Here is a 24,435-nt window from a genome sequence, read left to right as displayed (position 1 = left end):
GCGAGCGCTTCCGAGGCCGCCCCCTTGGTGGCTTCCTTCATGCCTTTTTCTCCCTAGACCTGGGCGTGACTCATCGTGTGCGCTACTCGCGCACCCGACGGCCAATTGTTTTTACTCGGAACACCCCTTGCGAGTACTCACCGCGATTTGTCCCCACGCGGCGAATATCGACTGTGCCAAGGTCGTTCAGCAATGCGGCGGCATTTTGACTCGATGATGTTGCTGTTGCGGTCGTGCAGCACAGAGTGTGCGGGAACTTTCTTCAACCGCGATAAATTATCGGATTTTTCCGCGAGGGTTCGCGGGTTTCGTCGTGGCCATCGATTTGGCCTTCGAAGCCACCATCAGCGCATCCCTGATATTGTTGAGGTGACGCGTCATCGCGTGGCTCGCCTTGCGAGCGCTCCTCGCTTGCACGGCTTGGAATATGGCTTCGTGATCCCTGAGCCACATGGGACGATAATCCTCCATCTGCATGTGGTTGTGAATCTCCTGCCAGATGCCGGACTCGGTTTGCGCGCGCCACAGGGAGTCGCTGATCGACACCAGCGCGCCGTTCCCCGTCGACTCGGCCAGCACCATGTGGAAGCGGTGGTCCGACGTGTCGGCCTCGCGTCCCTGCGAATGTTCCCAGCGCATCATGGCGAGTGCTTCGGCAAGCTGCGCCAAGGTGGCCTCCGAGGCGCGCTGCGCCGCGATCGCGGCGATCTGCGGCTCGATGAGCTGACGCGCCTCCAGATTCTCGAACGGCCCAAAGCCTTCGAGCACATGCACGTCCGGCGCTTCCTGACGACTGATGACATAGACGCCGCTGTTGCTGCGGACCTTCAGCATCCCCGCCATCGCCAGCGACAGGATGGCCTCGCGCACCGTCGGCCGCGACACGCCGAACGTCTTCGCGAGATCGCGTTCGGCCGGCAGACGCTGGCCGATGCGGTAACTCGCCTGGATCATTGCAGCAATGCGCCGCGCGACGATCTCGAAGCTGCGTTCAGGCCTGGACGGAGGGTCGTGCAACATCTTCGTGCTCATCAGCTGTTTTTTTGAGTTTGACAAGCTGCCGCACGAAAGCCAAGCTGGTCAGACCAATTTGGCCTGACCAATTGGGATCGACTGACGCCGGATCTCTATCACCGGCGGGGAAGACGGGGCGTCCGCGCGTGTCCGACAGAAGACTGAATTCCGCCGAGGCGCGTGACATCGCATTCCATCTGCACTCGCAGACCAATCCTCAGCGACATGCAGAAACCGGACCGCTGATCATGGCGCGCGGCGAGGGCGTCCATGTCTACGACGCAAGCGGCAAGCGCTATCTGGAGGCGATGGCCGGGCTCTGGTGCACCTCGCTCGGCTTTTCCGAGACGCGGCTCAAGGCGGCGGCCGCTGCGGCCTACGACAAGTTCGGTTTCTACCACAGCTTCAATCACAAGACGCCCGACAACACGATCGACCTCGCCGAGAAGCTGGTCGAGATCTCGCCGATCCCGGATGCGCAGGCCTATTTCGCCACGTCCGGCTCGGAAGCCACCGAGACCATGGTGAAGCTCGCCTGGGTCTATCACGCGGTCCATGGCAAGCCGGGGAAGCGTAAGATCATCGCCCGCGACCGCGGCTTCCACGGCTCGACGATCGTTGCCGCTTCGATGTGCGGTCTGCCCCGCATGCATCGCGAATTCGGCCTGCCGCTCGACGGCTTCCTGCACACGCATTGCCCGGATGCCTATCGCGGCACCAGGCCTGGCGAGAACGAGGCGGCGTTCGTCGATCGCCTTGCAGCGGATCTCGAAGCGCTGATCATGGCCGAGGGACCGGACACGATTGCAGCTTTCATCGCCGAGCCGATCAACGCCGGCGGCGGCATTGTTGTGCCGCCGAATGGATATTTCGCTGCGATCGAGGCGGTGCTGCGCCGTCACGACGTTCTGGTGCTCGGCGACGAGGTCGTCTGCGGTTTTGGTCGCACCGGCAATTGGTTCGGCTGCCAGACCGTCGGCATGAAGCCGGACATGGTGGCGCTCGCCAAGGGCATCACCTCGTCCTACTTCCCGATGTCGGCCGTACTGCTCGGACGTCCGATCCGGGATGCGCTTGCCGAAATGAACAAGGGTGGCGAGCTGTTCGGCCATGGTTTCACCAATTCCGGACACCCGGTCGGCGCGGCCATCGCGCTCGAGACGTTGAAAATCTATCACGAGATGGATGTGGTGCCGCATGTGCGCCGCATGGGCGGCAGGCTCCGCTCAGGGCTCGAGCAGATCGCGCGGGATTCGCGCATCGTCGGCCAGGTCAGAGGCGAAGGACTAATGATCGGCGTCGAGCTGGTCGCTGACCCCGCGACGCGCCGCGCGTTCGATCCTGCGCTGAAGGTCGGCGCGATGTTCGATGCGCTTGCGATCGAGAATGGCCTGATCATCCGCGCGATGGGCGACACGATCGGGTTCTGTCCGCCGCTGATCATCGACGAAGCCGGGGTCGACGAGGCGCTCGACCTGTTCGCGCGGACCTTGTCCAGCGCCGAAGCCAAGCTTGCCGAGAACCGTCCATCTTCGTAATCCGTTGAGGAGACCATCACATGCGCCGTCGAGACCTGCTCCGATCCACCCTGGGCGCCGGTCTCGGCGTCGCCCTCAGCTCAACTTTTCCAATGCCGCGGTTGGCTCGTGCGCAGGGTTCGCGCGTGCTGCGCTTCGTGCCGCAGGCCGATGCGGCCATTCTCGATCCGATGATCACCACCGGTCTGGTCAACCGGAACCACGGTTTCCTGATCTGGGATACCCTCTACGGCGTCGACGAGAAATTCCAGGCTCAGCCGCAGATGGTCGCCGGCCACACGATCGAGAACGACGGCAAGCTCTGGACCATGATCTTGCGCGACGGCTTGAAATTCCACGACGGCGAGCCCGTGCGCGGACGCGACGTGGTGGCGAGCCTGAAGCGCTGGGCCTCGCGCGATGCGTTCGGTAATTCGCTCTTCACTCTGGTCGACGAACTCTCCGCACCTGACGACAAGACCGTGCGCTGGCGGCTCAAGTCGCCGTTTCCGCTGCTGCCGGAAGCGCTCGGCAAGGTCGGTGCCATCATCGCTTTCATCATGCCGGAGCGTCTGGCGCTGACCGACAGCGTCACGCCGGTCAAGGAGCTGATCGGCTCCGGTCCCTTCAAATTCCAGGCCGATCAGCACGTGCCCGGCGCGCGTCTTGTTTACTCGCGTTTCGAGGGCTATGTGCCACGCCCCGAGGGAACGCCGAGCCTGCTTGCTGGTCCGAAAGTCGCTTATTTCGATCGGGTCGAGTGGCAGGTCCTGCCGGATCCCGCGACGGCCGCGGCCGCGCTTCAGCAAGGCGAGATCGACTGGTGGGATCAGCCCATCGTCGACTTGTTGCCGAAGCTGAAGAGCAACAAGTCGCTGAACGTCGAACTGCTCGACCCCATCGGCAATGTCGGCGTGCTCCGCTTCAACCACACGCAGCCGCCGTTCGACAACCCGGCCATCCGCCGCGCGGTGCTCTCCGCCATCAGCCAGAAGGAATTCATGTCCGCGGTTGCGGGAGAGGACACCAGTCTCTGGCGCGACAAGGTCGGTTACTTCGCGCCCGGTGGCGTCATGGCGAACGATGCCGGCATGGACGCGCTGACCAGCCCCCGGGACATCGCCGCCGCCGCCAAGGCCATCAAGGACGCCGGCTACAAGGGCGAGAAGGTGCTGCTGATGGCGCCGGGCGATTTCCCCGTCATCGGACAGATGAGCGAGGTCACCGCCGATCTGTTCCGCAAGCTCGGCTTCAATCTCGATTACGTCATGATGGACTGGGGCTCGATGCTGCGCCGCATGGGCAACCGGGAGATTCCGGACAAGGGTGGATACAGCGCGTTCTGCACTTATTCTGCCGGCGTCACGCAACTGAACCCGTCGGCCCATAACTTCATCCGCGGCAGCGGCGACAAGGCGACGTTCGGCTGGGCCAAGAGCGAGAAGCTGGAGCAGCTCCGGGATTCCTGGTTCGCCGCGCCCGATGCCGCCGCGCAGACCAAGATTGGCATCGAGATGCAGAAGCAGTGCTTTATCGATGTTCCCTATGTGCCGCTGGGTGTGTTCTATCAGCCGACCGCCTACAAGAAGAGCTTGACGGGCATACTCAAGGGCCTGCCGTTGTTCTGGAACGTGCGCGGCGCCTGAAGGATTTTCGATGCTTCCAATCACCGGCTACGCAGACCGCTGGAGCGTGCGCCCCGGCGACGACATCAAGTTCATGATCGCGGTCAAGGGCGGCGGCCGTTATTCGGCGCGGATCGCACGCGTGATCTGTGGCGACCCGAATCCGAAGGGGCCCGGTTATCGCGAGATTCCGGTCAAGTGGGATCTCGAAGGCCAGCACGATGGGATCGAGCAGACCATCGCCAAGGGCTCATGGGTCGATGTACCAGCACTGGCGTTGCCGGCGGGTCCGGTCGCCTTTGCTGCGACCGTGTGGCCGACCTTGCTCGCCGCGGGCAAGCAGGCCGTGCTGAATTTTGCGGGCTCCGGCGGTTCGCTGACGCTCGGCATCAGTGAAAGCGGTGCTTTCGCCCGGCTCGTCACCGGCGAGGGCACCGTCGAGGTCGAGACCGGCGTCGCGCTGACCGAGCGTGCCTGGCACGATATCGCCTGCCTGTTCGATCCCGCGACCGGATCGCTGGCGATCGCACAGGCGCCGCGCAAGATCAGGCTCGACCGCGACGAGCGCGCGATGAAAACGCTGAGTGCGCGAAAGGCTGCGTTGGCCGGCACGGGCGCGGCGGCGATTGCGGCGGAGCGCGCTGGCCAGAGGGTGGTCCACCATTTCAACGGCAAGATCGAACGGCCGCGCATCACCGATGGCGGCACCGGCCTTGACGGCGTCATCGCCGCGCAGGCCTCTGGAGCGGCGGCACCCGCCATTGCTGAATGGGATTTCTCCATCGGCATTCCGACCGACACAGCGACCGATATCGGCGCCGCCAAGGCGCACGGCACCTGCATCAATTTGCCAACGCGCGCAATGACGGGCTCGCGCTGGACCGGCGGCGTGACGCATCGCTGGACCGAAGATCCCAAGCTTTGGGGCGCGATCCATTTCCACGACGACGATATCGGTGATTCCGGCTGGCAGCCGTCGCTGAGCTTTACCGTGCCTGAGGACTGGACAAGCGGCGTCTATGCGCTGCACCTCGAAAAAGATGGCGTGCGCGATAACATCGTCTTTTATGTCCGCGCCAAAATACCGGGATCGCAGGCCAGGGTGGCATTCCTGGCGCCGACCTTCAGTTACACGGTTTATAGCCAGTATCAGAAGAAGGGCAGGCAGGCCCTGATCACGGAACGGTCGCTGGCCTGGGGCGCGCTGGCCCAGGCGCCGGACGGCCATCCGGAATACGGCGTCTCGCCCTACAACTTCCATTCGGATGGCAGTGGTGTGGTGATGTCGACCATGCGCCGGCCGCTGATCGACAAGCGCGTCAACCAGATTCATCTGGTCGATCCCAGCGAATACGGTTCCGGTCTCTACTGGATCTCTGCCGACAGCGCCATCACCGATCTTCTCACGCGCAAAGGTATCGACTTCGAGGTCATCACCGATCACGACGTCCATGCCGAGGGCGTCGAGCTGCTGTCGAAATATTCGGTCGTTCTGACCGGCCAGCATCCGGAATATCATACGCACGAGACGCTCGATGCGCTCGGTGCTTACATCGGAAATGGCGGCCGCTTCATGTATCTCGGTGGCAACGGCTTCTATTGGAAGGTGGTGCCACACGCGACGGGCACCTGGGCTTTCGAATTGCGGCGCGCCGAGGGCGGCATCCGGCTCTGGGAGACGCTGCCCGGCGAGAGCTATCATGCGTTCGACGGCTCCTATGGCGGACTCTGGCGACGGCTCGGCCGCCCGCCGCAGGCGCTGGTCGGCGTCGGCTTCAGCACGCAAGGGGAATACAAGGGTTTCCCCTACACCTTCCTCGACGGCATTCTCGATCCCCGCGTCGCGTTCATGCGAGAGGGGATCGAGGATCTGGCGAGCCCCGGTGCCAAGCTCGGCGAGCGCGGCTTCATGGGCGGTGGCGCCGCCGGCCACGAACTCGACCGTGCGGACACGCGCCTCGGCACGCCGCATCATGCGATCATCATCGGCCGGGCTGTTCTCGACGATCCGACCTATCAACCCGTCAATGAAGAGCGCTACGACCATGTCTGGCCGGCGTCGCGCGAGGACATCATCCGCTCCGACCTGACCTTCTTCGAGACGCCGAATGGCGGCGCGGTGTTTTCGGTCGGCTCGATGAATTTCATCGGCGCGCTGCCGGTCGACGGCTACAACAATGTGGCGGCCCTGCTGGTGACCAACATCGTCAGGCGCTTTGCCGATTCGACGCCGTTTCCAGCGCCGAACTCCTCGGCATGATGTTGCTCTTGGGGCGGTGCACGAATAGTCTTGGGGACTGCCAAAAAACGACAACAAGACCCAAGGTGACTGATGGCCCGTATCATCTACAGCGACCCGATCAACGCGTCCGACCGCACCCGCGAAATCCTCGACAAGAACCGCCACGCCAATATTTTTCGTATGATGGCGCATTCGCCGAGCTATTTTGAGCAGTATTGCCGTCTCGGCGGTGCTATCAGGCATAAGGGCGAACTTGATCCCATCGTCCGCGAGCTCGCGATCACGCGCACCGGGATTTTGTGCGAGGCGCCGTACGAGATCGTCGCGCACAAGCGCATCGGCAAGAATGTCGGGGTCACCGACGAGCAGAACGAGGCGCTCGAGAACTGGCAGGCGGCGGCCTGTTTCGACGAGACGCAGCGCGCCGCGCTCGCCTTCACCGACGAGATCGTGAAGCTCAACAAGCCGACGGATGCGACCTTCAAGGCGATCGCATCAAAGCTGACGCCGGGCGCACTGGTCGAGTTGCAGCTCTCGGTCGGTTTCTACATCATGACGTCGAAATTTTTGGAGACGTTCGAGATCGATCTCCAGCCGGTCACGGAAGTGGTGGGCTGATTCAAAAACCGCGGCGAGGTCTGCCGATGACGATCGATGAATATGCGGCCTGGGCCGCGAGCATTGCGAAAGTCGATGAGCATCCGTCCAACGAGCGGCTGTCCTATCTCGGTCTCGGCCTCGCCGGTGAATCCGGCGAGGTGGCCGAGCACATCAAGAAGCTGTTGCGCGATGACTGGCTCGACAAGGCGGGTCTCGTCGAAGAGCTCGGCGATGTCATCTATTACTGGGCCTGCCTGTGCGCCGCGACCGGCCAGCAGCCATCCGAATTGCTCAAGGCGAGTGCGGCCAAGATCAATCGGCGGATCAGCGAGGCGGCGAGCCGCTGAGCTGCAACCGTCGCGCTCAAGTCGAGGTCAAAATATCCACCTTGGCATTGGCGACGATCAGCCGATCGGCCAGTAGTTGCGCCAGGTTGCGCATGATGCGTTCGCTGGCGCGCGGGTGCTGTTCGCGAAAGTGCTCAAAATGTTTCAAGGGGACCTCATACGCGGTCGCGGCCATGTCGGCGAACACGTCGGCGGAGCGGGTGGTCTCGATCAGGGCCATCTCGCCGAACGCCATGCCGGCGGTCAGCGTCGCCAGCCGGACGCCATCGGGCAGGGTGACGTGCACGGCGCCGCTGCGCAGGAAGAACAGGGAATCGGCGGGATCGCCGGTGGTGAGGATCTTTGCACCGGACTGGTAGGTCCTGATGGTGCAGATCGCGCCGAGCTCGGTGACTTCCTCCGCGCTGAGGCCTTCGAGCAGCGGCTGCTCGGCAAGCTCGGTGGTCTCGTGAAAGTCGATCGAGCCGCCATAGCGGTAGACGATCTGGTCCTCCGCCCATTCGATCGCGGTGTCGAGCAGATAGAAGTCGCGGACGTTCTTCAGCTCCGCCGTCCACTCCCGCAGCGTATTCCATTCCTTGGAGGCGCGCCTGACACCGGACAAGACCACGGTGACATTCAGCGCGGCGAGCTCCTCGAACGCTTCGGCCACGAGCCGCGCACCGGCGCGCGTGGTGGAGGTGACGCGGTGGAGATCGAAGATCACGAATTGCGGCCGTGGCCGTCCGGCGAGCCGGCGCGAGACGTAGTCGACCGCCGAGAGCGAGAGCGTGCCGACCAGCTCGATGATCCGCACCTCCTGCTCGTGCGCGGCCAAAATCTCGCGCTCCTGCGGCCGGCGCACCCGCCGCGACGGGCTCTTGCCGATGTCGTAGTCGGCGATGACGGCGTTGCGGGCGTCGTCGCTGCGGTTGAGCATGTGCAGATCGTAATGCGAGGACAGGGCTTCGCAGACCTTGATGCCGCGCACGCTGTTGCCGTGCTTGTCGAGTTTTGGCGAATAGCTGCCGAGGCCCAGGCGGGCAGGGAGCGCCGCCAGAATGCCGCCGCCGACGCCGCTCTTGGCGGGAATGCCGATCCGGTAGATCCATTCGCCGGCATAGTCGTACATGCCGGAGGACGTCATCACCGAGAGCGTGCGCGAGATCGCATACGGCGTCAGCACCTGCTCGCCCGTCACCGGATTAACGCCGCGATTGGCAAGCGTCGCCGCCATCACCGCGATGTCGCGCGCCGTGACCAGCACCGCGCATTGCCGGAAATAGACGTCGAGGACGCCTGCGACATTCTTCGAGATCACCGCGTTGGTCTTGAGCAGATAGCCGATCGCGCGGTTGCGGTCGCCGGTCTGGCTCTCCGATGAATAGACCGCCTCGTCGACAGCGAGATCGCGCCCCGCAAAGCGGCTGAGCGCGAGGCGGATCTGCTCGAAGGCATCAGCGCCCTTGCTGTCGTAGATCAGCCCGGTGCAGGCGATCGCGCCGGCATTGACCATCGGGTTGAACGGATGGTTGTCGGAGTTGAGGCGGATTGAGTTGAAGGGGTCGCCCGAGGGCTCGACGCCGATCGCACTCTCGACCTTGCCAGCGCCCAGAAGATCCAGCGCCAGCGCGAACACGAACGGCTTTGACATCGACTGGATGGTGAAGGGCACCCTGGAGTCGCCGACCTCGTAGACATGGCCATCCAGCGTCGCGAGGCTGATGCCAAAATAGGCAGGGTCGGCTTTGCTCAGTTCGGGAATGTAGTCGGCGACATGGCCTGACATCTCGGCGGAGAATTCGTTGAGGCAAGTGTTCAGAAACCGCAGCAAGGGCGGTTTTGAGCGGATCCAGGCAGAGGCGGGCGGCGAGTTGGTCATCGCCCCTCTTGTGCAACGCAATCAGGGTGCGCGCAACCCGTCCGGCAGCGGCGGTTGCCGCCGCACCAGCAGCAGGGCGATCAGAACGGTCGGCACGAGGATGGCAAGGCCGAGCAGCGTCACCTGCATCTGTGACAGCGGCATGATGCCGCCGCCGGGCGTGGCGACGACGAAGCCGCCGATCACCAGCAGCACGCGGATCGGCCATTCCAGCGCGCCCGCGCCGCGGAGATCGCCGACGAAGGGCTGGTAGCCCTGGATGCCGCCGCAGATGAACAGCGTCCCGAACGCGGCAAGCGCCATCAGGCCGAGGCCGGCAAGATAAGGGCTCGGCCCCTGCAGCACCAGCGCCGGATTGAGCACGAAGAAGAACGGGATGAAATAGATGATGCTGCCGACCCACATCGATTCCCAACCGGTCTTCATCGCCGGCGAGCCCGCGATGCCGGCGGCCGCAAAGGAGGCGATCGCGACCGGCGGCGTGATCGACGACAGCATGCCCCAATAGAAGATGAACATGTGCACGGCCATCTTGTTCAGCCCGAGCTTTTCCAGCGCGGGCGCGACCAGGATGGCGAGGAAGATGTAGCAGGCCGTCGTCGTCAGCCCGAGGCCGAGAATGAGACTGGTGAGGGCGCACATGCCGAGCAGCAGGAACGGATTGTCGCCCGCAATGCGCAGCAAATCGTTGGCGAGGCTCGATACCACGCCGGTCATCGAGAACGCGCCAATCAGCAGGCCGCAGCCGGCGAGAATGCCGACGAGCTCGACGAAGGTGCGTCCGTTGACCTCGAGGAACTTGCCGATGGTCGCGAGCGTCCAGCGCGTGTCCCTGGAGAACAGCTGGTTGAGCACGAGCAGCAGCGCGGTCGCATAGAACGGCGCATGGCTCTCGCGCTTGAAATACAGCAGCATCACGATCAGCAGCGCGATGACGAAGACGTAGTACCAGCCGTCCCTGATCGTATCCATGATCCGCGGCAACTCGGCCCGCGGAATGCCCTTCAGCCCGTGCCGCGCGGCGTAGGAATCCACCTGCATGAACAGGCCGATGTAATAGAGTGCCGCCGGAATGATCGCGGCGATCGCGACATCGGCGTAGCTGACATTGAGGAACTGCGCGATCACGAAGGCGGTCGCGCCCATCACCGGCGGCGCCAGCACCGCGCCTGTGGAGGCGCAGGCCTCGATCGCGCCGGCATAGGAGGCGCGAAAGCCGCTCTTCTTCATGACAGGAATGGTCATGGTGCCGGCGGTCAGCACGTTGGAGATGATCGAGCCTGACATCATGCCGAGCAGGCCGCTGGCGAAGATGCAGACCTTTGCCGCGCCGCCACGGAAGGTGCCGCACAGCGCGAAGGCGAGGTTGATGAAGAATTTGCCGGCGCCGGTCATCATCAGCGCCGTGCCGAACACCAGGAAGCCGATCACGGTGTCGGCAAAGGCCTGGATGGGAATGCCGAGCAGGCTCTCGCCCGAGAGCACGTGATAGGCCGTCGCCTGCTCCAGCGTCGACTGCGTACCGCGGAACGGACCCAGCCAGCCGGATTCTGCAAACAGCGGATAGACGGTGAAGGGGAAGACGCTCAGCAACAGGCTCCAGCCGCCGGTGCGGCGTAGCGCCTCCATCAGCATGGCCCACATCACGAGGCCCGCCGCGATCACGGTGTTCGGTGCGCCGCCGAATTCCCAGCCGGCCTCGGCCGCCTTGCGCACGTTCGACATCAGCAGCAATGCCGCAGCAAACGTCCCCATGAACAAGACGAGATCATACCAGGGAATGCGGTCGAGCGGCGCGCGCGCCGTGCCTGGAAAAATCAGGAAGGTGAACGGCAGCATCAAGGCGATCAGGAGGTAGAAATACTCCGTGTTGAGCTGGGTGTAGCCAATGAAGAATCGCAGCGAGAACTGCTGGTTGATGCAGAGCAGGATCGTCGCTGCGGTCGCAGCGATCAGCGTCCAGCGCCAGGCGCCGCGCAAGGTGCGCACGCGCGTAACCTCCGCTTCCTGCATGTTGCCGGCAGCGCCGTGCGGATCGTCGAACACGATCCGCTTGGCCTCATCCTTGGGGGCCGTGGAGATTGAAGCAGACGACATGATCGACCCTGCGCGTGGGCTGCTAATTGCTGACTAGGGCGAATGGCCGTTGGAGAATCGAATGTGGCCGCAGGCTCTGAACCTCTCCCGCTTGCGGGAGAGGTCGCGCCGAAGGCGCGGGTGAGGGCTCTTTCCTCTGGGGGAATCCCACCGCGGACCCACCCTCTCCCCAGCCCTCTCCCGCAAGCGGGAGAGGGGGCGCACTGTCGTCCTGGCAACCATCGGTCCCATTGCGAGACTAGTCCTCGAACCCGTTCGGCATGCCGGCCTTGGCCAGCGCCGCCGCGCGCGCCTTCATCCAGCCGTCGAGGAATGCCTTGTCATCGGCCGGCGGATTGGACTTGCCGTACTCCGCCCACGCCGCGCCAAGCACCTCTTGCCGCTTGATCAGCTTGTTGTTGTGCTCATCCTGCGCATCGCTCCATTGTCCCGCTTCCTTCAAAGCCTTCACCGCGCCGGGATGCACGGGCACCACCCAGTTCTTGGTCTGCCGGTCGGCGGCAAGCCCACCGGCGCCGGGCGCGGAATCCTTGTAGGCGTCGTAGTTCACGATCATCGCCTTGGTCATCGCATAGACCTGATCGGGTGCTTGCGAGGCGTAGGCGACGAAGATCGGGTAGGGATAGTTGCCAAGCTCGATCGGCTTCTCGGGCGAAATGCCGGCGCCGCAAGTGGCGGTCTGCGGGAAGAAGAACGAGCCGACCTTCTGCATCCGTGCCCAGCCTTCCTTGTCCTTGGCGGGCAGCGGCGGCCAGACCAGGCCGCGCGGCGAGGTCTCGGCTTCCTTGGCGGGGCCGGTGATGGTCGTGCCGAAGGCTGCATCAGTGTCGTTGTTGATCAGGCCCTTCCACATCGCGCCGTAGCTTGCGAACTCGACGATCTTGACGTCCTTCTGCGTCAGGCCTGCGAAGGCGAGCACCGCGAGCGAATTCTGGTTCAGCGCGGGCGAGCCGACCACGAAGCCGACGCGCTTGCCTTTCAGGTCTTTCAGATCTTTCACCCCGCTATCGGCGGCAACGCCAAGCGAACCGCAATTGCAATCGACGCTCGAGAGCATGATCTGCAGCGGCTGCGGGCCCCATTCCCTGGAGCCGAACTCGAACACGCCTTCCTGCGCGAAATAGGAGCCCGATCCCATCGCCGATGCGGCGGCGCGCTTGGCGCGCAGCGGTGCAAGCCGCGCGACGTCGTTGCCCGCGGGGAGCACGCGCACATCGGTTGAGTATTTGTCCTTCATCATCTTGCCGACGCCGACCGCGATGTTGAAGCCGGCAGTGCCGGTGTCATAGGCGGTGAACGTCAATGTCGCCGGCAGCTTGATGTCCTCGGCGCATGCATAGCGTGTAGACGCAAAAGAAATGCCCGCAACCAAGGCAGGCGCGAGCATGACCAGCCCACGAAACATGTTTCCCTCCAATGACCCCCGCGTTGGCCGCGAAGATTTTCGTTCTTTGTTTGAAACAGATCTTGTTTGAGGCGGATCATGTCATCGCGACCGGGCGATGGCAACGCCGTACCGTGAACGCAGGAAAGCGGCAGACAGATTGTCGCGGAAGCCCGGGGTTAATGCAGTCAGCTCACGACGATCGCGATCGCTTGTCCTTCGGTAACGACATCGTCGAGCTTGACGAGCAGCGATGTGATCGTGCCGCTCGCAGGTGAGGATACGGGTATTTCCATCTTCATGGCTTCGACGACCACAACGTCGTCACCATCCGCAACGGTTCCTCCAACTTGCACGGGCGTTGCGCAGATGCGTCCCGCGACTTCCGTGACGATCTTTATTTCTGGCATGCCATCGCCTTTTTGTTGTCGTCGCAAAATGCCTGAGGTAGCGTCGTCTGCAAGTGGAATTTAATTCCGCACAGCGGAACAAGCGGTAGGGAACAGATGGGACGACGTTCGGAGCGGTTGAGTAGGCAAGGCGCGCTCGCTGGCGACGCCGGTGAGGGTGATGTCATCCAGGTGGTGTCGCGTGCGTTCGACGTGTTGCGATGCTTCGAGGGCCACGAGGCGCGGCTCGGCAATCTCGAGATTTCAAATCGCTGCGGCTTGCCGCGCTCCACCGTGTCGCGGCTCACGCACACGCTGACGCGGATGGGGCAGTTGGTTTACCTGCCGCGTGACCAAAAATATCGCATCGGCCCGAGCGCGGTGGCGATGAGCGCTTCGATGATGAAGGGCGCGCAGCTGCGCAGCATGATCCGGCAGCGGCTCCAGGAAGTCGCCGAGCAGCTTCCGGGCACGGTCGGCTTCGTCGTGCCCGATCGCTTCCATCTGGTCTATCTCCAGTTCGCGCGCTCGGCTGCTGCGCTCGGCCTGCATGAGGGCACCGGCAGCCGCATCTCGATGGCCTCGACCGCCGCGGGCGCGGCCTACACGGCGGCGCTGGCGCCAGAACTCGGCGACGCCTTCATCACCGATATGGAGCGTGAAGCGCCCGAGGCCGCAAAGATCCTGAGGCCCCGCATCGAGGCTAACCGGCAGTCGCTGCATGAGCGCGGCTATGTCACGGCCTGCGGCATCTGGAGCCCGCACATCAACGGTCTCGCGGTGCCGATCTGGTCGCCGCAGTACCAGACCTTCGTCGTCATCACGATCGGTCTGTTGTCGTCGATGTACGACGAGCAGCGTCTGCATGCCGAGGTCGCGCCGCTGATGGTCGCGCTCGGTCGCTCGCTCGGCAGCCTGCTCGAGGGCGCGGAAGGCGACGTCTTCAACAACCGCATCTCGCGCAAACCGGTCGCAATGGCCGTGCATAACAATAACAAGCCGATCAATTCGGAGGGAGTGGATGAACTGGAAGCCGGAACTCGACGAGCTCGCCCGGCGCGAAGCCTTCGCGCGGGAGATGGGCGGCGTTGACAAGGTCAAGCGCCAGCATGACCAGGGCCGGCTGACTGTTCGGGAGCGTATCGAGGGACTGACCGACAAGGGCAGCTTTCACGAGATCGGTGCCGTCTCCGGCATCGGTGAGTACGATTCCAGCGGCGAGCTGCAGAAACTGACGCCGGCGAACTGCGTGTTCGGCCGCGCGCGCGTCGACGGCCGCACCGTGGTCGTGGTCGGCGACGATTTTACGGTCCGCGGTGGTTCGGCTGATGCGTCGATCTCGGCAAAGCCGCTGATGGCGGAGGAGATGGCGCACGACTTCCGCCTGCCCATCGTCCGCATCATCGAAGGCTCCGGCGGCGGCGGCTCGGTCAAGACCATCGAGACCAAGGGCGCGGCGAATCTGCCGGGCGGCATCGGCGGCACCCGCTGGTATCGCTTCACGATTGAGAACCTGTCGCGCGTGCCGGTCGTCGCGCTCGGCCTCGGCTCGGTCGCGGGCCTCGGCGCCGCCCGTCTTGCCGCCAGCCACTATTCCATCATGACCCGGAAGTCTGCGATGTTCGTAGCGGGGCCGCCGGTGGTGAAGGCGCTGGGGCAGGACCTCTCGAAGGAAGAGCTCGGCGGCGCCGACATCCAGACCCGGGCCGGCGCGGTCGATCATGCCGTCGACACCGAAGAGGAAGCGTTCGCCTGCGCGCGGCGTTTCCTCTCTTATCTGCCGTCATCAGTCTACGAGCTGCCGCCGACCTTGCCCTGCACCGACAATCCGGAGCGCAGCGAAGAAGCGCTGATGAACGCGGTGCCGCGCAACCGCAAGCAGGTCTACAAGATGCGGCCGATCATTGAATCGGTCGTCGACAAGGGCTCGTTCTTCGAGATCGCAAAGAACTTCGGCAAGCCGCTCATCGTCGGCCTGGCGCGGCTCGAGGGCAGGGCGGTGATGGTGCTCGCCAGCGACAGCTTTCACTATGGCGGCTCGTGGACGGCGGATGCCTGCCAGAAAGTGGTGCGCTGGGTCGACTTCGCCGAGACCTTCCATCTGCCGATCGTCTATCTCATGGACTGCCCCGGCTTCATGATCGGCCTCGATGCCGAGAAGGCGGCGACCATCCGCCACGGCGTCCGCGCCATGGCCGCGGTCAACCAGACCACCGTGCCCTGGTGCACCGTGATCCTGCGCAACGCCTTCGGCGTCGCCGGTGTCGTGCATCAGCCGGCCGATCGCTTCTCGATCCGTTACGCCTGGCCGTCGGCCTATTGGGGCTCGCTGCCACTCGAAGGCGGCATCGAAGCCGCCTACCGCGCCGACATCGACGCGGCCGAGGACAAGGCGGCGAAGCTGGAGGAGATCCAGGGGCGTCTCAACAAACTCCGCTCGCCGTTCCGCTCGGCCGAAAAATTCTGGGTCGAGGAGATCATCGATCCCAGGAAGACGAGGTCACTGCTGTGCGAGTTCGCAAGGCTCGCCGAGCCGCTGCGGAAGGCAGGGCCGCCGGAGAACTTTTCGATTAGGCCGTGAAACGCGGCGGTCCTTGCACGAACCTCTATCTGGCTTGCATCCTCGCTTCGGTAGGCGCGACGACGGTCGCGCATAAGTTGTGGTTCCAGGCCGGGAAAGTTGATCCAGGTTAACTACGCGCACTGACCGCCATTTTCCGCCGCCCTTCAGGCCCATTTCGGACAAACCTACATTGGTTTCTCCCGATCGGGGCAGGACCCTCCAACTCAGAGTCCTGCAATGATCAAGCGAGTTCTTTCTGCGTGCATCTTCGTTATTGTCAGCTTCGCCGCCGCGGAAGCGCGGCCCTATCGCACTCATCAAGCGCCCGAGTGCAACATCACCATGCCCTGCGATTTCTCGTATGCGCAACCGCGCCGCGAACGGGCTTCCAGGGCCTCGTTGCAGGCCTATCGCTCAGCGCAAATGACGGTGAGCGATACGGGAAGCACCGCCATGACGATGAGCACCACCGGCGATCGCGTCGTCGGCGGTCGTCCGGCCGGCTGCCCTTCCTCTTTTTGCGGCTGCGGCGCGGCCCTGCGCGTATTCGGCCGTGTCGTGCCGGAATTGAACCTCGCGTCCAACTGGCTGCGCTTCCCGCGCACGGCGCCGGCGCCCGGAATGGTCGCAGCGCGGCACGGGCATGTCTTCGTTCTTGAGCAGCACCTCGGAGGCGACACGTGGATGGCATATGACGCCAATTCGGGCGGTCACGCCACGCGCATGCACGCGCGCTCGCTGCGGGGCTACACGGTCGTCAATCCGCGCGGCTGAGACCATGGCAGGGTGCTCGGCATCGGTCACACCCGCAGCACCTTGCCGGGATTCATGATATTCTCAGGATCGAGCGCGCGTTTGATGGTGCGCATGATGTCGAGCTCGGTCTTCGACCGGTAGTGGCTGAGCTCGTCGAGCTTGTCGATGCCGATGCCGTGCTCCGCCGAGATCGAGCCGCCCATCGAGGTGATGAGATCGTTCACGGCCCGCGTGATGGCAGCCGAGTATTGGGTTAGCGTTTGCTGATCCATCCCCTTCGGTGCCATGAACGAAAAGTGCAGATTGCCGTCGCCGATATGGCCCAGCGGATAGGGACGAATGCTCGGGAGAATCTCGAGCACGGCCTTCAACCCCTTGTCGATGAAATCAGGAATCTTGGAGATCGCCACCGACACGTCGTAGCTGATCCCCGGACCTTCAGCCCGCGACGCCTCGGCGACACCCTCGCGGATGCGCCACATGTTGCGTGATTGACCGACCGAGTGCCCGATCGCCGCATCGAGCACGCGGCCCGCCTCGAGCTGATCGGCGAGGAACTGCTCCAGCTTCTCGGACATGCCCTCGGTCCCGTCCTGGCGTGCCCGCGCGGACGACCATTCCAGCAGCAGGTACCATGGCGTGTCCGCCCTCAGCGGATCCTGGGTGCCGGGGATGTGGCGCAGCACCATGTCGATGGCGCTGCGGCTCATCAGCTCGCAGGAGCCCACATTGTCCTCGGAGGCCGCATGCGCTTCGGACAGGATCTCCAGCGCCGCGCGGGGATCGCGGACGGCGAGCCATGCCGTGCAGACGTCCTTGGGTGCCGGCCACAGCTTGAGGACGGCCTTGGTGATGATGCCGAGCGTGCCTTCGGCGCCCATGAAGAGGTGTTTTAAGTCGTAGCCCGTGTTGTCCTTCTTGAGCGCACGCAATCCGTCCCAGACGTCGCCGTTGGGCAAGACGACTTCGAGCCCCAGAACGAGATTGCGAGCACTGCCATAGCGTAGCACCTGCACGCCGCCGGCGTTGGTCGAGAGATTGCCGCCGATCACGCACGAGCCCTGGGCGCCAAGGCTCAGGGGCAGGAACCTGTCGTGGCTGGCCGCGGTCTCCTGAAGCGTCTGCAAAACGCAGCCGGCCTCGACCGTCATCGCATAGCCGACGGGATCGACGTCGAGCACGCGGTTCATGCGGCCCAGCGACAACACGATGCCGGTATGCGCGGGCCACGGTGTGGCCCCACCCATCAGGCCGGTGTTGCCACCCTGCGGCACGATCGCGACGCCGTGCTGATGGCAGAGCCGCACGACCTTCGAGACCTCCTCGGTGCTACCTGGACGAATGACGGCGCCGGCACCTCCAACCAGCAGTCCACGCCAGTCCGTCACGAACGGCTGCTTGCCGTGCTCGTCCTCGATGAAACCTTTTTCGCCCACGATCGCGCGCAACGCATCGCGCATCTGGGCGGTCAAGGGCGCGGTCGGGATGATGGGTGCGGACGACGGAAAGGCAGCCGGCATTTTGTTTCCCCTGGGTACATCTTGATGTGTACTGCGCACGTGACGTGCTTCGGGGTATTCTCCACGTTTGTGCCGTGGAGTCTAACGGCAATCTGCCTTGAACCGCGGTCGAGAACGAGTCGGACGCACGGATTTCAATTCGGGCAGGGCTGTCCGGCTGCTCCCCACAGCGCCATGTCCTTGACGTGCTCCTCGAAACTGCCCGGCGGCGTCGAGCGGCCTGCGCCGGGCGCCCATCCACGAGGGATGAAGCCGTTCAGCGATGCGTCGTGCCGCAGATGCTCGACGAGGCCGGCGGCGTCGCGCCCGCCGTTGCGCTTGGGATCCTTCAGTTGCGCGCAAATCTCGGTGCCGCTCTTGCCGAACCAGATGAAAGCGACCGGGGCAAGCTGCCAGTCGATGCCGGCGCGCGGCGGCGACGGCGCCGGTTCGTTCGCCTGGGTGGAGGTCATGTGACAAGTCGAGCAGGGGATCGCTTCAGCACCGATCCGGCTCTCGCCGCCATGGATGTTCATGCCGTGCACGCGGGGTCTGGTTTCGCCCGCCGGCGTCCATATCGGAATCGCCTTGGCATCGACGTGGCAGTTGGCGCAGCGCGGATGCGTCACCACCGCTTCGATCCGCTTCCAGGCCTCCAGCCCCTCGGCGCGGCTGACGCTGCCCGGCGGCAGTACGCCCTTGGCGGGCTCGTCCTTGGCCACGACTATGCCCGTGAGGGCGGCGATTGACGAGGCCGCGAAGACGACCGCGATCAGAGATCTCTTCATGGCGTGCCTCAGACGAAATCGATGAACTTGTTGAAGGGCATTTCGCGGATGCGCTTGCCTGTCGCCGCAAAGATCGCGTTGGCGAGCGCGGGCGCGGCAGGGGGAACGGGCGGTTCTCCGACGCCTCTCACCTTGGGATCGTTCTCGAGCCCGCGGACTTCGATGACGGGGCATTGGTAAATCCGCATGGCTTCGTGATGGTTGTAATTGGTCTGCTGCACCGCGCCCTTGGCGTAAGTGAGCTCGCAGTTGATGGCGTGGCCAAGCCCCCAGATCACGCCGCCCTGCACCTGGTTCTCGAAATTGACGGGATCGACCACCTTGCCGACGTCGACCGCGACCCAGACCTTGTCGATCCGGATGCCGCTGTCCGTCATCGAGACTTCGACGACTTCGGCCGCCGGCGTCCCGAACGACTCGACGAACGCGACGCCGCGCCCTCGGCCATTGCCGAGCGGCCCCTTCCAGTCCGACATCTCCGCGACCGTCTCCAGCACCTTGCGATAGTGCGGCACGTTGCACATCGCGATGCGCGCCTTCATGGGATCGAGACCCGCCGCATGGATCAGCTCGTCGATGAAGCTTTCGGTGAAGAAGCCCGATGTTGAGGCGCCCACCGAACGCCATGTGGTGCACGGCGACAGTCCCTGCGCCTCGTAGCTCGTGCCCCGGAAATTGGGGATGTCGTAATAGACGTTCCACAGGCCGGCGGCTAATTGCCCGTCGGGATCCTTTGAAGGTGTGCCCGAACGCTCGAGCAGCCCCTTGAACGGAGCCGTCGAGGCGACTTGCAAATCGGCTGCGACGATCTTGCCCTTGTCGACGCTGCCGCGGTGCCGGGCGATTGCAATCTGTCGCGGAATGTCCTGGAGAAAATCCTCCTCGCGCGAGAACACCAGCTTGATCGGCGTGCCCTTCATCTGATTGGCGATCTCGGCGAGGACGCGGACATTCTCGTATTCGAGACGATGGCCAAAACTTCCACCGGTCCACTGATTGTGGAAGGTGATCTGTTCCGGCTTGAGGCCGATCGCTGTTGCCGCGACATATTGCACGAAGCGGGGGCTCTGATGGCCGACCCAGATCTCCATCCCCTTGTCGGTGACGAGGCCGATCCCGTTCAACGGCTCGAGCGGCTGATGCCCCACGTAAGGTGCGCGATATTCGGCCTCGACGAGCTTGCCCGTCTTCAGCGCGGCGTCGATATCGCCGGTCTTCCGCCACTCCTTGCCGAGGAATTCAGGCTTGAACGAGGATTCCAGTACCTTCCAATGGTCGGCCTGCTCCGCGGGATAGGCCGAGGGCGCCCACTCGCAAATGACGGCGTCGACCGCCTTCATGGCGTACCAGCTGTTCGTGGCGATCACCGCAACGCCAGTCTTGAGTTCGAGGATTGTCTTGACCCCCGGCATCCCGCGCGCCTTGCTGGCATCGTAGGATTTCAGCGGCTGGCCCTTGCCGGGGTTCAGCTTGACGGCGGCATACAGCATGCCGTCCATCTTCATGTCGATGCCGAACTTCAGCTCCCCCATGACCTTGTCGCGGATGTCGAGGCGCGTCATCGGCTTGCCCAGCATGCGCCATTTTGAGGGATCGCGCGGCTTGGCATCGAGCACCGGCGGAATCTTTGCGGCGTCCACGGAGAGATCGACATAGGCGATCTTGGTGCCGTTGGGCAGGATCACGTGACCCGATTGGGTGCGCAGGTCGGCGACAGCGATTCCCGAGCGCTTGGCGGCAGCCGCCTTCAGCGTCTCGCGCGCGACCGCGCCGGCCACGCGGAGCTTTTCATAGGTGTCCGGCAGCGTGCTCGACCCGCCGGTCATCTGCAGGCCGGCCTGTCTCAGCCATTCGAGCGACTTGGCGCGCGCTTCCTCCGCGGCGGGACTTTGGTCCGCAGCGACGAACGGCGCGAGTTCGTCGGCAAAGCCGGTGTTGAAATAGGCGGGGCTGGGGCCGGCGAAGCGAACTTCGAACTGGCCGGGATCGAGGTCCATCTCCTCGGCGATCATGATCGGTTGGATCGAACCGACGCCCTGGCCGATGTCGGCGTGCTGCGCGATCAGCGTGATCTTGTCCGGGCTGATCTCGACCCAGGGATTGAAGGTCACGGAGTTCGGCCCGAGCCCGGCCGCCAGCGGATTGTCACTCGCGGTCGTGGCCGCATCAGCATTGCCAAAGGCGCCGAAAGCGATGCCGCCGGCGATGGCCGCGGAGCCGAAAACGAACGCGCGGCGGGAGAGGTTTTCGATATGGCCCATCTCACTTCTCCGCCATCTTCTTGGCCGCGGCCGCATGGATCGCAGCGCGGATGCGCGGATAGGTGCCGCAGCGACAGAGATTGCCGGACATCACTTGATTGATCTCGTCGTCCGTGGGATTGGAAATCAGGTCGAGCAGCGAGATGGCCTGCATGATCTGGCCGGTCTGGCAGTAACCGCATTGCGGCACCTGATGTTCGAGCCAGGCCTGGATCACCGGGTTCTGGTCCTTGTTGTCCAAACCTTCGAGCGTGACGACCGACTTGCCCGCGACCTCGCCGATATGCGCCTGACATGACCGGACGGCCATGCCGTCGATGTGGACGGTGCAGGTCCCGCATTGCGCGACCCCGCAGCCGTATTTGGGGCTGGTGATGCCGAGTTCGTCGCGCAGAACCCAAAGCAGCGGCATCTCGGGAACGACATCGACCCGACGTTTGGTCCCATTGACGGTGAGCTCGATCATCTCGGTGCGTCCTTCGAAATATTGCCGTCCACACGGCCGAGGTACCGGTCCAAGCGCAGCCATTGCCGCCTCGGCAACGGCGGAATCCCGACCGTCCCGCCAAGTCTAGCGAGGTGTCGAGAGGGCCGCGGTTAAATGTGGTAAAAGCGTACGGCCGGGATGAAGTGGAACCTGGGTTCTGGAATTCTCAGAGCAGAAGATCCAGTAAACGCCGCGCCCTTGCGATATCCTTGTCCGCGCCATCAGGGGCAAACATCCGACAGATCGGATCGAGCAGGGCGGTCGCCACCGAAGGCGCTCCGGTCTCCGCCCACACATTCGCAAGGTCGGTTGCGGCGCGGAGCTGGAAGGAGAGGGCGCCTGCCTCGGCGGCCGTCTGCACCGCGCGGATCAAGGCTTGCTCCCCGCGCCCGCGATCGCCGTGCTGATATTCGATACGCCCGAGCACGCGCAGCAGGTCGGGCTGACACCAAGTCTCATCCAGCTGTTCGGCATGCGTCAGCGCGGCGGCAATGCTCGCGCGCGCGACGTCGATCCGGCCGCGCTCAAGCGCTGCTTCCGCGAGCATGCCGAGATAGATTGGTGCGCGTATCAGGAATTTGCTGGCGAGGATCTCGCCAGCGGCGATGCGCATCTGTTCCACCGCATCCGCCTTGCCGCGCTGATGGTGGATCGCGGCACGGAAGAAGTGGCTGAGCGGTGCCCAGCTTGCAAGGTTCCTCTGGTTGAGGTTGTCGTCGAGCAGGTTCAGGTGCCGCTCGGCCGCATCGATGTCGCCCGTCCAGATGGCGACGGGAATGAAGGCCAAAGCGAGGGCGTTCGACTGCGAAACCAGATGCTCGGTTGCGGTCGCGCCATCGACCGCGGCTCTTGCGGCTTTCATGGCTTCGACCGTATCCCCGCGCACCCACCCGACGAAGGCAAGCGAGACGCGGATCACGACGTAGGGATCGACCTGAAAGCGCGATATGCGCGCGCGCTCGGCAGGACTGTCGTGCTGTCTGGCGAGCCGCTTCAGGGCCTCGTGCGCACCGACGATGTCGCCGCGATAGAACTGCGTCATGATCCGAAACCGTGCGCCGGAAGATGCAGCCGCGCCATCGTTGGCGCGCTCGCTGATCGCATCGAAGCGATCGAGGCTCGCCAGGACGTCGCGGTGACGGCCGGCGAAGGATTGCAGCACGGCCAGGCCCCATACCGAGCGCAGCTGATAATCCGCATCGCCTTTCAGATCGGCCAGCCGTACGCTTTCGAGGCACGCCGCTTCCGCCTCAGGTTCCAGCTGCGCGGTGAAGGAGAGGCTGCGGGCGTAAGCCGTCGCCAGCTTCATCTGCAATTCGAGATCCGGATGAGCCGTCTGCTTCGCGGCGTCCAGCGCCGTGCGCACGCGTTGCCGGCATTCGGCCACCGATGAGAGTTCATCCCAAAGCGGAATGGCCGCGGCGGATAGTCTCAATCCGGCTTCGATGTTGCCATCCGCGCCAAATGCCCAATCGATCGCCTTGCGCAGATCGTTGGCGCGCCGGTCGTAAGTCACCATCCACTCCTCTCGCGCCAGCCACTTCCATTCCGCTTCGGCCCGTTCGAACAGGTCGAGCAGGTAGGTGGCATGGCCCTCGCAGGCACGTCGATACTCGCCTTCGCTGCGCAGCCGTTCAGCAGCATAGCTCTTGGTCGTATCGAGCAGCCGGTACGCAGCCTTGTACGTAGCCTTGCCGTCCGGAAGGGTCTGCGAGACCAGCGACTTCGATGCGAGGCTTTCGAGGCATGCGGCGGTTTCGCCCGGCGACGCCACGACGTCGCTGGTGATGCCGAGGACGTCCTCGGTCGTGAAGACGCTCGAAAACACGGACAGGTGACGCAGCAGCGACGCCTCGGCCTCGGACAAGAGCCGGTAGCTCCAGTCCAGCGTCGCCTGAAGTGCCTGGTGGCGGAGCGGCGCGGTTCGCGGACCATAGTTCAAAAGGTCAAAGCTCGCGTTGAGGTGCCGGAGCAGGCTGGCCGGGTCATGGCTCTTCAGCCGCGGCGCCGCGAGCTCGATGGCGAGGGGAATTCCGTCCAGCCGCCGGCAGATATCGGCAATCACAGGCGCGTCGCGATTGCTCAGGCCATAAGCTGCCGCCTCCTGGGCCCGCGTGACGAACAGCTCGACCGCCGGGAACGCCATGGCCTGTCGTCCGTCCAGGCGCATGTGATCTTCGGGACAGCGTAGCGGCGACAGCCGGTACACATTCTCCGTCTTCGACCGAAACGGCTCGCGGCTGGTTGCGATAATGACGACATCGGGCAGCGCGAGATGAATGTGCTCGGCCACGAGGGCCGCGGTGGCCAGCACATGCTCGCAATTGTCGAGGATCAGCAGCATGTCCTTCGACCGCAAGGCTTCGACGATGCCGACGAGCAGATCGACGAGCCCTGCGCCGGATCCGAGGGCGGAGGCGATGGCCGCGCACACCAGCTGAGGATCGTTGATCGCGGCGAGATCGACAAAGCAGACACCGTCGCCAAACCGCTCGGCGACTTCCCGGGCGGCCGCGAGGGCGAGACTTGTTTTGCCGACACCGGCGGGGCCGACGATAGTGACGAAGCCGCGATCACAAACCCGCTTTGTGAGTTCGGCGACGTCGTCTTCGCGCCCGATCAGGAGATGAAGTCCTTGCGGGTGCCGGTCGAAGCCGCCGCCACCCTGCGAGGGCGTTCCGGATGAGACAGAAGCCGTCTCGAACCGGACCGGCGCGGCGAAGCGATAACCGCGGCCGGGAACGGTGACGATGTAGGGAAGGTCGGGCCGGTCCTGCGGGAGCGACCGGCGCAGTGCCGCGATATTCACTTTCAGATTGCTCTCATGCACGAAAGTGTCGGGCCATGCGAACCGTATCAGATCGGCCTTGCTGACGAGCTCGCCCTGACGTTCAAGCAGCATCTGAAGCAGATCGAGCGCGCGCGCGCCGACCCGGACAGGGACCTGCCCCCGAAGGAGCAACTGCCTCCGGGGAAAAAATCGATACTCGTCAAAGAAATAAGCG

General features: G+C 64.1%; 18 protein-coding genes. 8 read left to right on the top strand and 10 right to left on the bottom strand.

The genetic code is table 11. The features are described from left to right. Positions 1 to 276 precede the first annotated feature (276 nt). Complete coding sequence (locus IVB29_RS25520; protein ID WP_247506164.1) at positions 277 to 1,032, bottom strand: FadR/GntR family transcriptional regulator; 756 nt, start codon at positions 1,030 to 1,032, stop codon at positions 277 to 279. A gap of 128 nt (positions 1,033 to 1,160) precedes the next feature. On the opposite strand from IVB29_RS25520, the gene IVB29_RS25515 reads away from it, so the two are divergent. The 5 genes from IVB29_RS25515 to IVB29_RS25495 all read left to right on the top strand — a co-directional run bounded on the left by IVB29_RS25515 (position 1,161) and on the right by IVB29_RS25495 (position 7,345). Further along, on the top strand, positions 1,161 to 2,552 hold the full coding sequence (locus IVB29_RS25515) for an aspartate aminotransferase family protein (protein WP_247506163.1): 1,392 nt from the start codon (positions 1,161 to 1,163) through the stop codon (positions 2,550 to 2,552). 20 nt (positions 2,553 to 2,572) lie between these two features. Beyond that, positions 2,573 to 4,177 carry an ABC transporter substrate-binding protein gene (locus IVB29_RS25510; protein ID WP_247506162.1) on the top strand — a complete coding sequence of 535 codons (1,605 nt, stop codon included), beginning with the start codon at positions 2,573 to 2,575 and terminating at the stop codon, positions 4,175 to 4,177. Positions 4,178 to 4,187: 10 nt separating this feature from the next. Further along, entirely contained in the window at positions 4,188 to 6,416 is a 2,229-nt protein-coding gene (locus IVB29_RS25505; protein ID WP_247506161.1) for a N,N-dimethylformamidase beta subunit family domain-containing protein, read from the top strand. 72 nt (positions 6,417 to 6,488) lie between these two features. Next, positions 6,489 to 7,016, top strand: coding sequence for a carboxymuconolactone decarboxylase family protein (locus IVB29_RS25500; RefSeq protein WP_247506160.1), 528 nt, complete (start codon positions 6,489 to 6,491; stop codon positions 7,014 to 7,016). Between the two features lie 26 nt (positions 7,017 to 7,042). Next, positions 7,043 to 7,345, top strand: coding sequence for a nucleoside triphosphate pyrophosphohydrolase family protein (locus IVB29_RS25495; RefSeq protein WP_247506159.1), 303 nt, complete (start codon positions 7,043 to 7,045; stop codon positions 7,343 to 7,345). A gap of 16 nt (positions 7,346 to 7,361) precedes the next feature. Here IVB29_RS25495 and glsA read toward each other — a convergent pair whose 3' ends face one another. The 4 genes from glsA to IVB29_RS25475 all read right to left on the bottom strand — a co-directional run bounded on the left by glsA (position 7,362) and on the right by IVB29_RS25475 (position 13,097). After that, positions 7,362 to 9,206 (bottom strand): glutaminase A, encoded by a 1,845-nt coding sequence (gene glsA / locus IVB29_RS25490; RefSeq protein WP_247506158.1) that lies wholly within the window; start codon positions 9,204 to 9,206, stop codon positions 7,362 to 7,364. A 21-nt stretch (positions 9,207 to 9,227) separates the two neighbouring features. After that, positions 9,228 to 11,303 carry a TRAP transporter permease gene (locus IVB29_RS25485; protein WP_247506157.1) on the bottom strand — a complete coding sequence of 692 codons (2,076 nt, stop codon included), beginning with the start codon at positions 11,301 to 11,303 and terminating at the stop codon, positions 9,228 to 9,230. 238 nt (positions 11,304 to 11,541) lie between these two features. Continuing rightward, positions 11,542 to 12,708 (bottom strand): TAXI family TRAP transporter solute-binding subunit, encoded by a 1,167-nt coding sequence (locus tag IVB29_RS25480; RefSeq protein WP_247506156.1) that lies wholly within the window; start codon positions 12,706 to 12,708, stop codon positions 11,542 to 11,544. A gap of 167 nt (positions 12,709 to 12,875) precedes the next feature. After that, positions 12,876 to 13,097 carry a biotin/lipoyl-containing protein gene (locus IVB29_RS25475; protein WP_247506155.1) on the bottom strand — a complete coding sequence of 74 codons (222 nt, stop codon included), beginning with the start codon at positions 13,095 to 13,097 and terminating at the stop codon, positions 12,876 to 12,878. A 96-nt stretch (positions 13,098 to 13,193) separates the two neighbouring features. Here IVB29_RS25475 and IVB29_RS25470 point away from each other — a divergent pair, with 96 nt between their 5' ends. The 3 genes from IVB29_RS25470 to IVB29_RS25460 all read left to right on the top strand — a co-directional run bounded on the left by IVB29_RS25470 (position 13,194) and on the right by IVB29_RS25460 (position 16,413). Next, on the top strand, positions 13,194 to 14,168 hold the full coding sequence (locus IVB29_RS25470; protein ID WP_247506154.1) for a helix-turn-helix domain-containing protein: 975 nt from the start codon (positions 13,194 to 13,196) through the stop codon (positions 14,166 to 14,168). Continuing rightward, positions 14,098 to 15,657, top strand: a complete 1,560-nt coding sequence (locus IVB29_RS25465) for a carboxyl transferase domain-containing protein (protein ID WP_247506153.1) — start codon at positions 14,098 to 14,100, stop codon at positions 15,655 to 15,657. The genes IVB29_RS25470 and IVB29_RS25465 overlap by 71 nt, the downstream gene beginning before the upstream one ends. Before the next feature lie 219 nt (positions 15,658 to 15,876). After that, positions 15,877 to 16,413, top strand: coding sequence for a hypothetical protein (locus IVB29_RS25460; RefSeq protein ID WP_247506152.1), 537 nt, complete (start codon positions 15,877 to 15,879; stop codon positions 16,411 to 16,413). Between the two features lie 26 nt (positions 16,414 to 16,439). On the opposite strand, the gene IVB29_RS25455 is transcribed toward IVB29_RS25460, so the two are convergent. The 5 genes from IVB29_RS25455 to IVB29_RS25435 form a co-directional block, all read right to left on the bottom strand. Then, complete coding sequence (locus IVB29_RS25455; RefSeq protein WP_247506151.1) at positions 16,440 to 17,915, bottom strand: FAD-binding oxidoreductase; 1,476 nt, start codon at positions 17,913 to 17,915, stop codon at positions 16,440 to 16,442. 134 nt (positions 17,916 to 18,049) lie between these two features. Continuing rightward, positions 18,050 to 18,682, bottom strand: a complete 633-nt coding sequence (locus IVB29_RS25450) for a hypothetical protein (RefSeq protein WP_247506150.1) — start codon at positions 18,680 to 18,682, stop codon at positions 18,050 to 18,052. A gap of 8 nt (positions 18,683 to 18,690) precedes the next feature. Beyond that, positions 18,691 to 20,943: a molybdopterin cofactor-binding domain-containing protein gene (locus tag IVB29_RS25445; protein WP_247506149.1), complete on the bottom strand. Its 2,253-nt coding sequence runs from the start codon at positions 20,941 to 20,943 to the stop codon at positions 18,691 to 18,693. A 1-nt stretch (position 20,944) separates the two neighbouring features. Next, positions 20,945 to 21,409 carry a (2Fe-2S)-binding protein gene (locus tag IVB29_RS25440; protein ID WP_247506148.1) on the bottom strand — a complete coding sequence of 155 codons (465 nt, stop codon included), beginning with the start codon at positions 21,407 to 21,409 and terminating at the stop codon, positions 20,945 to 20,947. Between the two features lie 187 nt (positions 21,410 to 21,596). Next, positions 21,597 to 24,392: a winged helix-turn-helix domain-containing protein gene (locus tag IVB29_RS25435; protein WP_256466908.1), complete on the bottom strand. Its 2,796-nt coding sequence runs from the start codon at positions 24,390 to 24,392 to the stop codon at positions 21,597 to 21,599. Positions 24,393 to 24,435 lie beyond the last annotated feature (43 nt).

Origin of the sequence: Bradyrhizobium sp. 1, assembly GCF_023073315.1 — a bacterium.
Taxonomy (GTDB): domain Bacteria; phylum Pseudomonadota; class Alphaproteobacteria; order Rhizobiales; family Xanthobacteraceae; genus Bradyrhizobium.
This window is presented reverse-complemented; position numbering and strand designations above follow the sequence as displayed.

Coding starts and splice junctions, on each gene's coding strand:
- IVB29_RS25520 (WP_247506164.1), bottom strand. CDS start 1,032: ATGAGCACGAAGATGTTGCACGACCCTCCGTCCAGGCCTGAACGCAGC.
- IVB29_RS25510 (WP_247506162.1), top strand. CDS start 2,573: ATGCGCCGTCGAGACCTGCTCCGATCCACCCTGGGCGCCGGTCTCGGC.
- IVB29_RS25505 (WP_247506161.1), top strand. CDS start 4,188: ATGCTTCCAATCACCGGCTACGCAGACCGCTGGAGCGTGCGCCCCGGC.
- IVB29_RS25500 (WP_247506160.1), top strand. CDS start 6,489: ATGGCCCGTATCATCTACAGCGACCCGATCAACGCGTCCGACCGCACC.
- IVB29_RS25495 (WP_247506159.1), top strand. CDS start 7,043: ATGACGATCGATGAATATGCGGCCTGGGCCGCGAGCATTGCGAAAGTC.
- glsA (WP_247506158.1), bottom strand. CDS start 9,206: ATGACCAACTCGCCGCCCGCCTCTGCCTGGATCCGCTCAAAACCGCCC.
- IVB29_RS25485 (WP_247506157.1), bottom strand. CDS start 11,303: ATGTCGTCTGCTTCAATCTCCACGGCCCCCAAGGATGAGGCCAAGCGG.
- IVB29_RS25480 (WP_247506156.1), bottom strand. CDS start 12,708: ATGTTTCGTGGGCTGGTCATGCTCGCGCCTGCCTTGGTTGCGGGCATT.
- IVB29_RS25475 (WP_247506155.1), bottom strand. CDS start 13,097: ATGCCAGAAATAAAGATCGTCACGGAAGTCGCGGGACGCATCTGCGCA.
- IVB29_RS25470 (WP_247506154.1), top strand. CDS start 13,194: ATGGGACGACGTTCGGAGCGGTTGAGTAGGCAAGGCGCGCTCGCTGGC.
- IVB29_RS25465 (WP_247506153.1), top strand. CDS start 14,098: ATGAACTGGAAGCCGGAACTCGACGAGCTCGCCCGGCGCGAAGCCTTC.
- IVB29_RS25460 (WP_247506152.1), top strand. CDS start 15,877: ATGATCAAGCGAGTTCTTTCTGCGTGCATCTTCGTTATTGTCAGCTTC.
- IVB29_RS25455 (WP_247506151.1), bottom strand. CDS start 17,915: ATGCCGGCTGCCTTTCCGTCGTCCGCACCCATCATCCCGACCGCGCCC.
- IVB29_RS25450 (WP_247506150.1), bottom strand. CDS start 18,682: ATGAAGAGATCTCTGATCGCGGTCGTCTTCGCGGCCTCGTCAATCGCC.
- IVB29_RS25445 (WP_247506149.1), bottom strand. CDS start 20,943: ATGGGCCATATCGAAAACCTCTCCCGCCGCGCGTTCGTTTTCGGCTCC.
- IVB29_RS25440 (WP_247506148.1), bottom strand. CDS start 21,409: ATGATCGAGCTCACCGTCAATGGGACCAAACGTCGGGTCGATGTCGTT.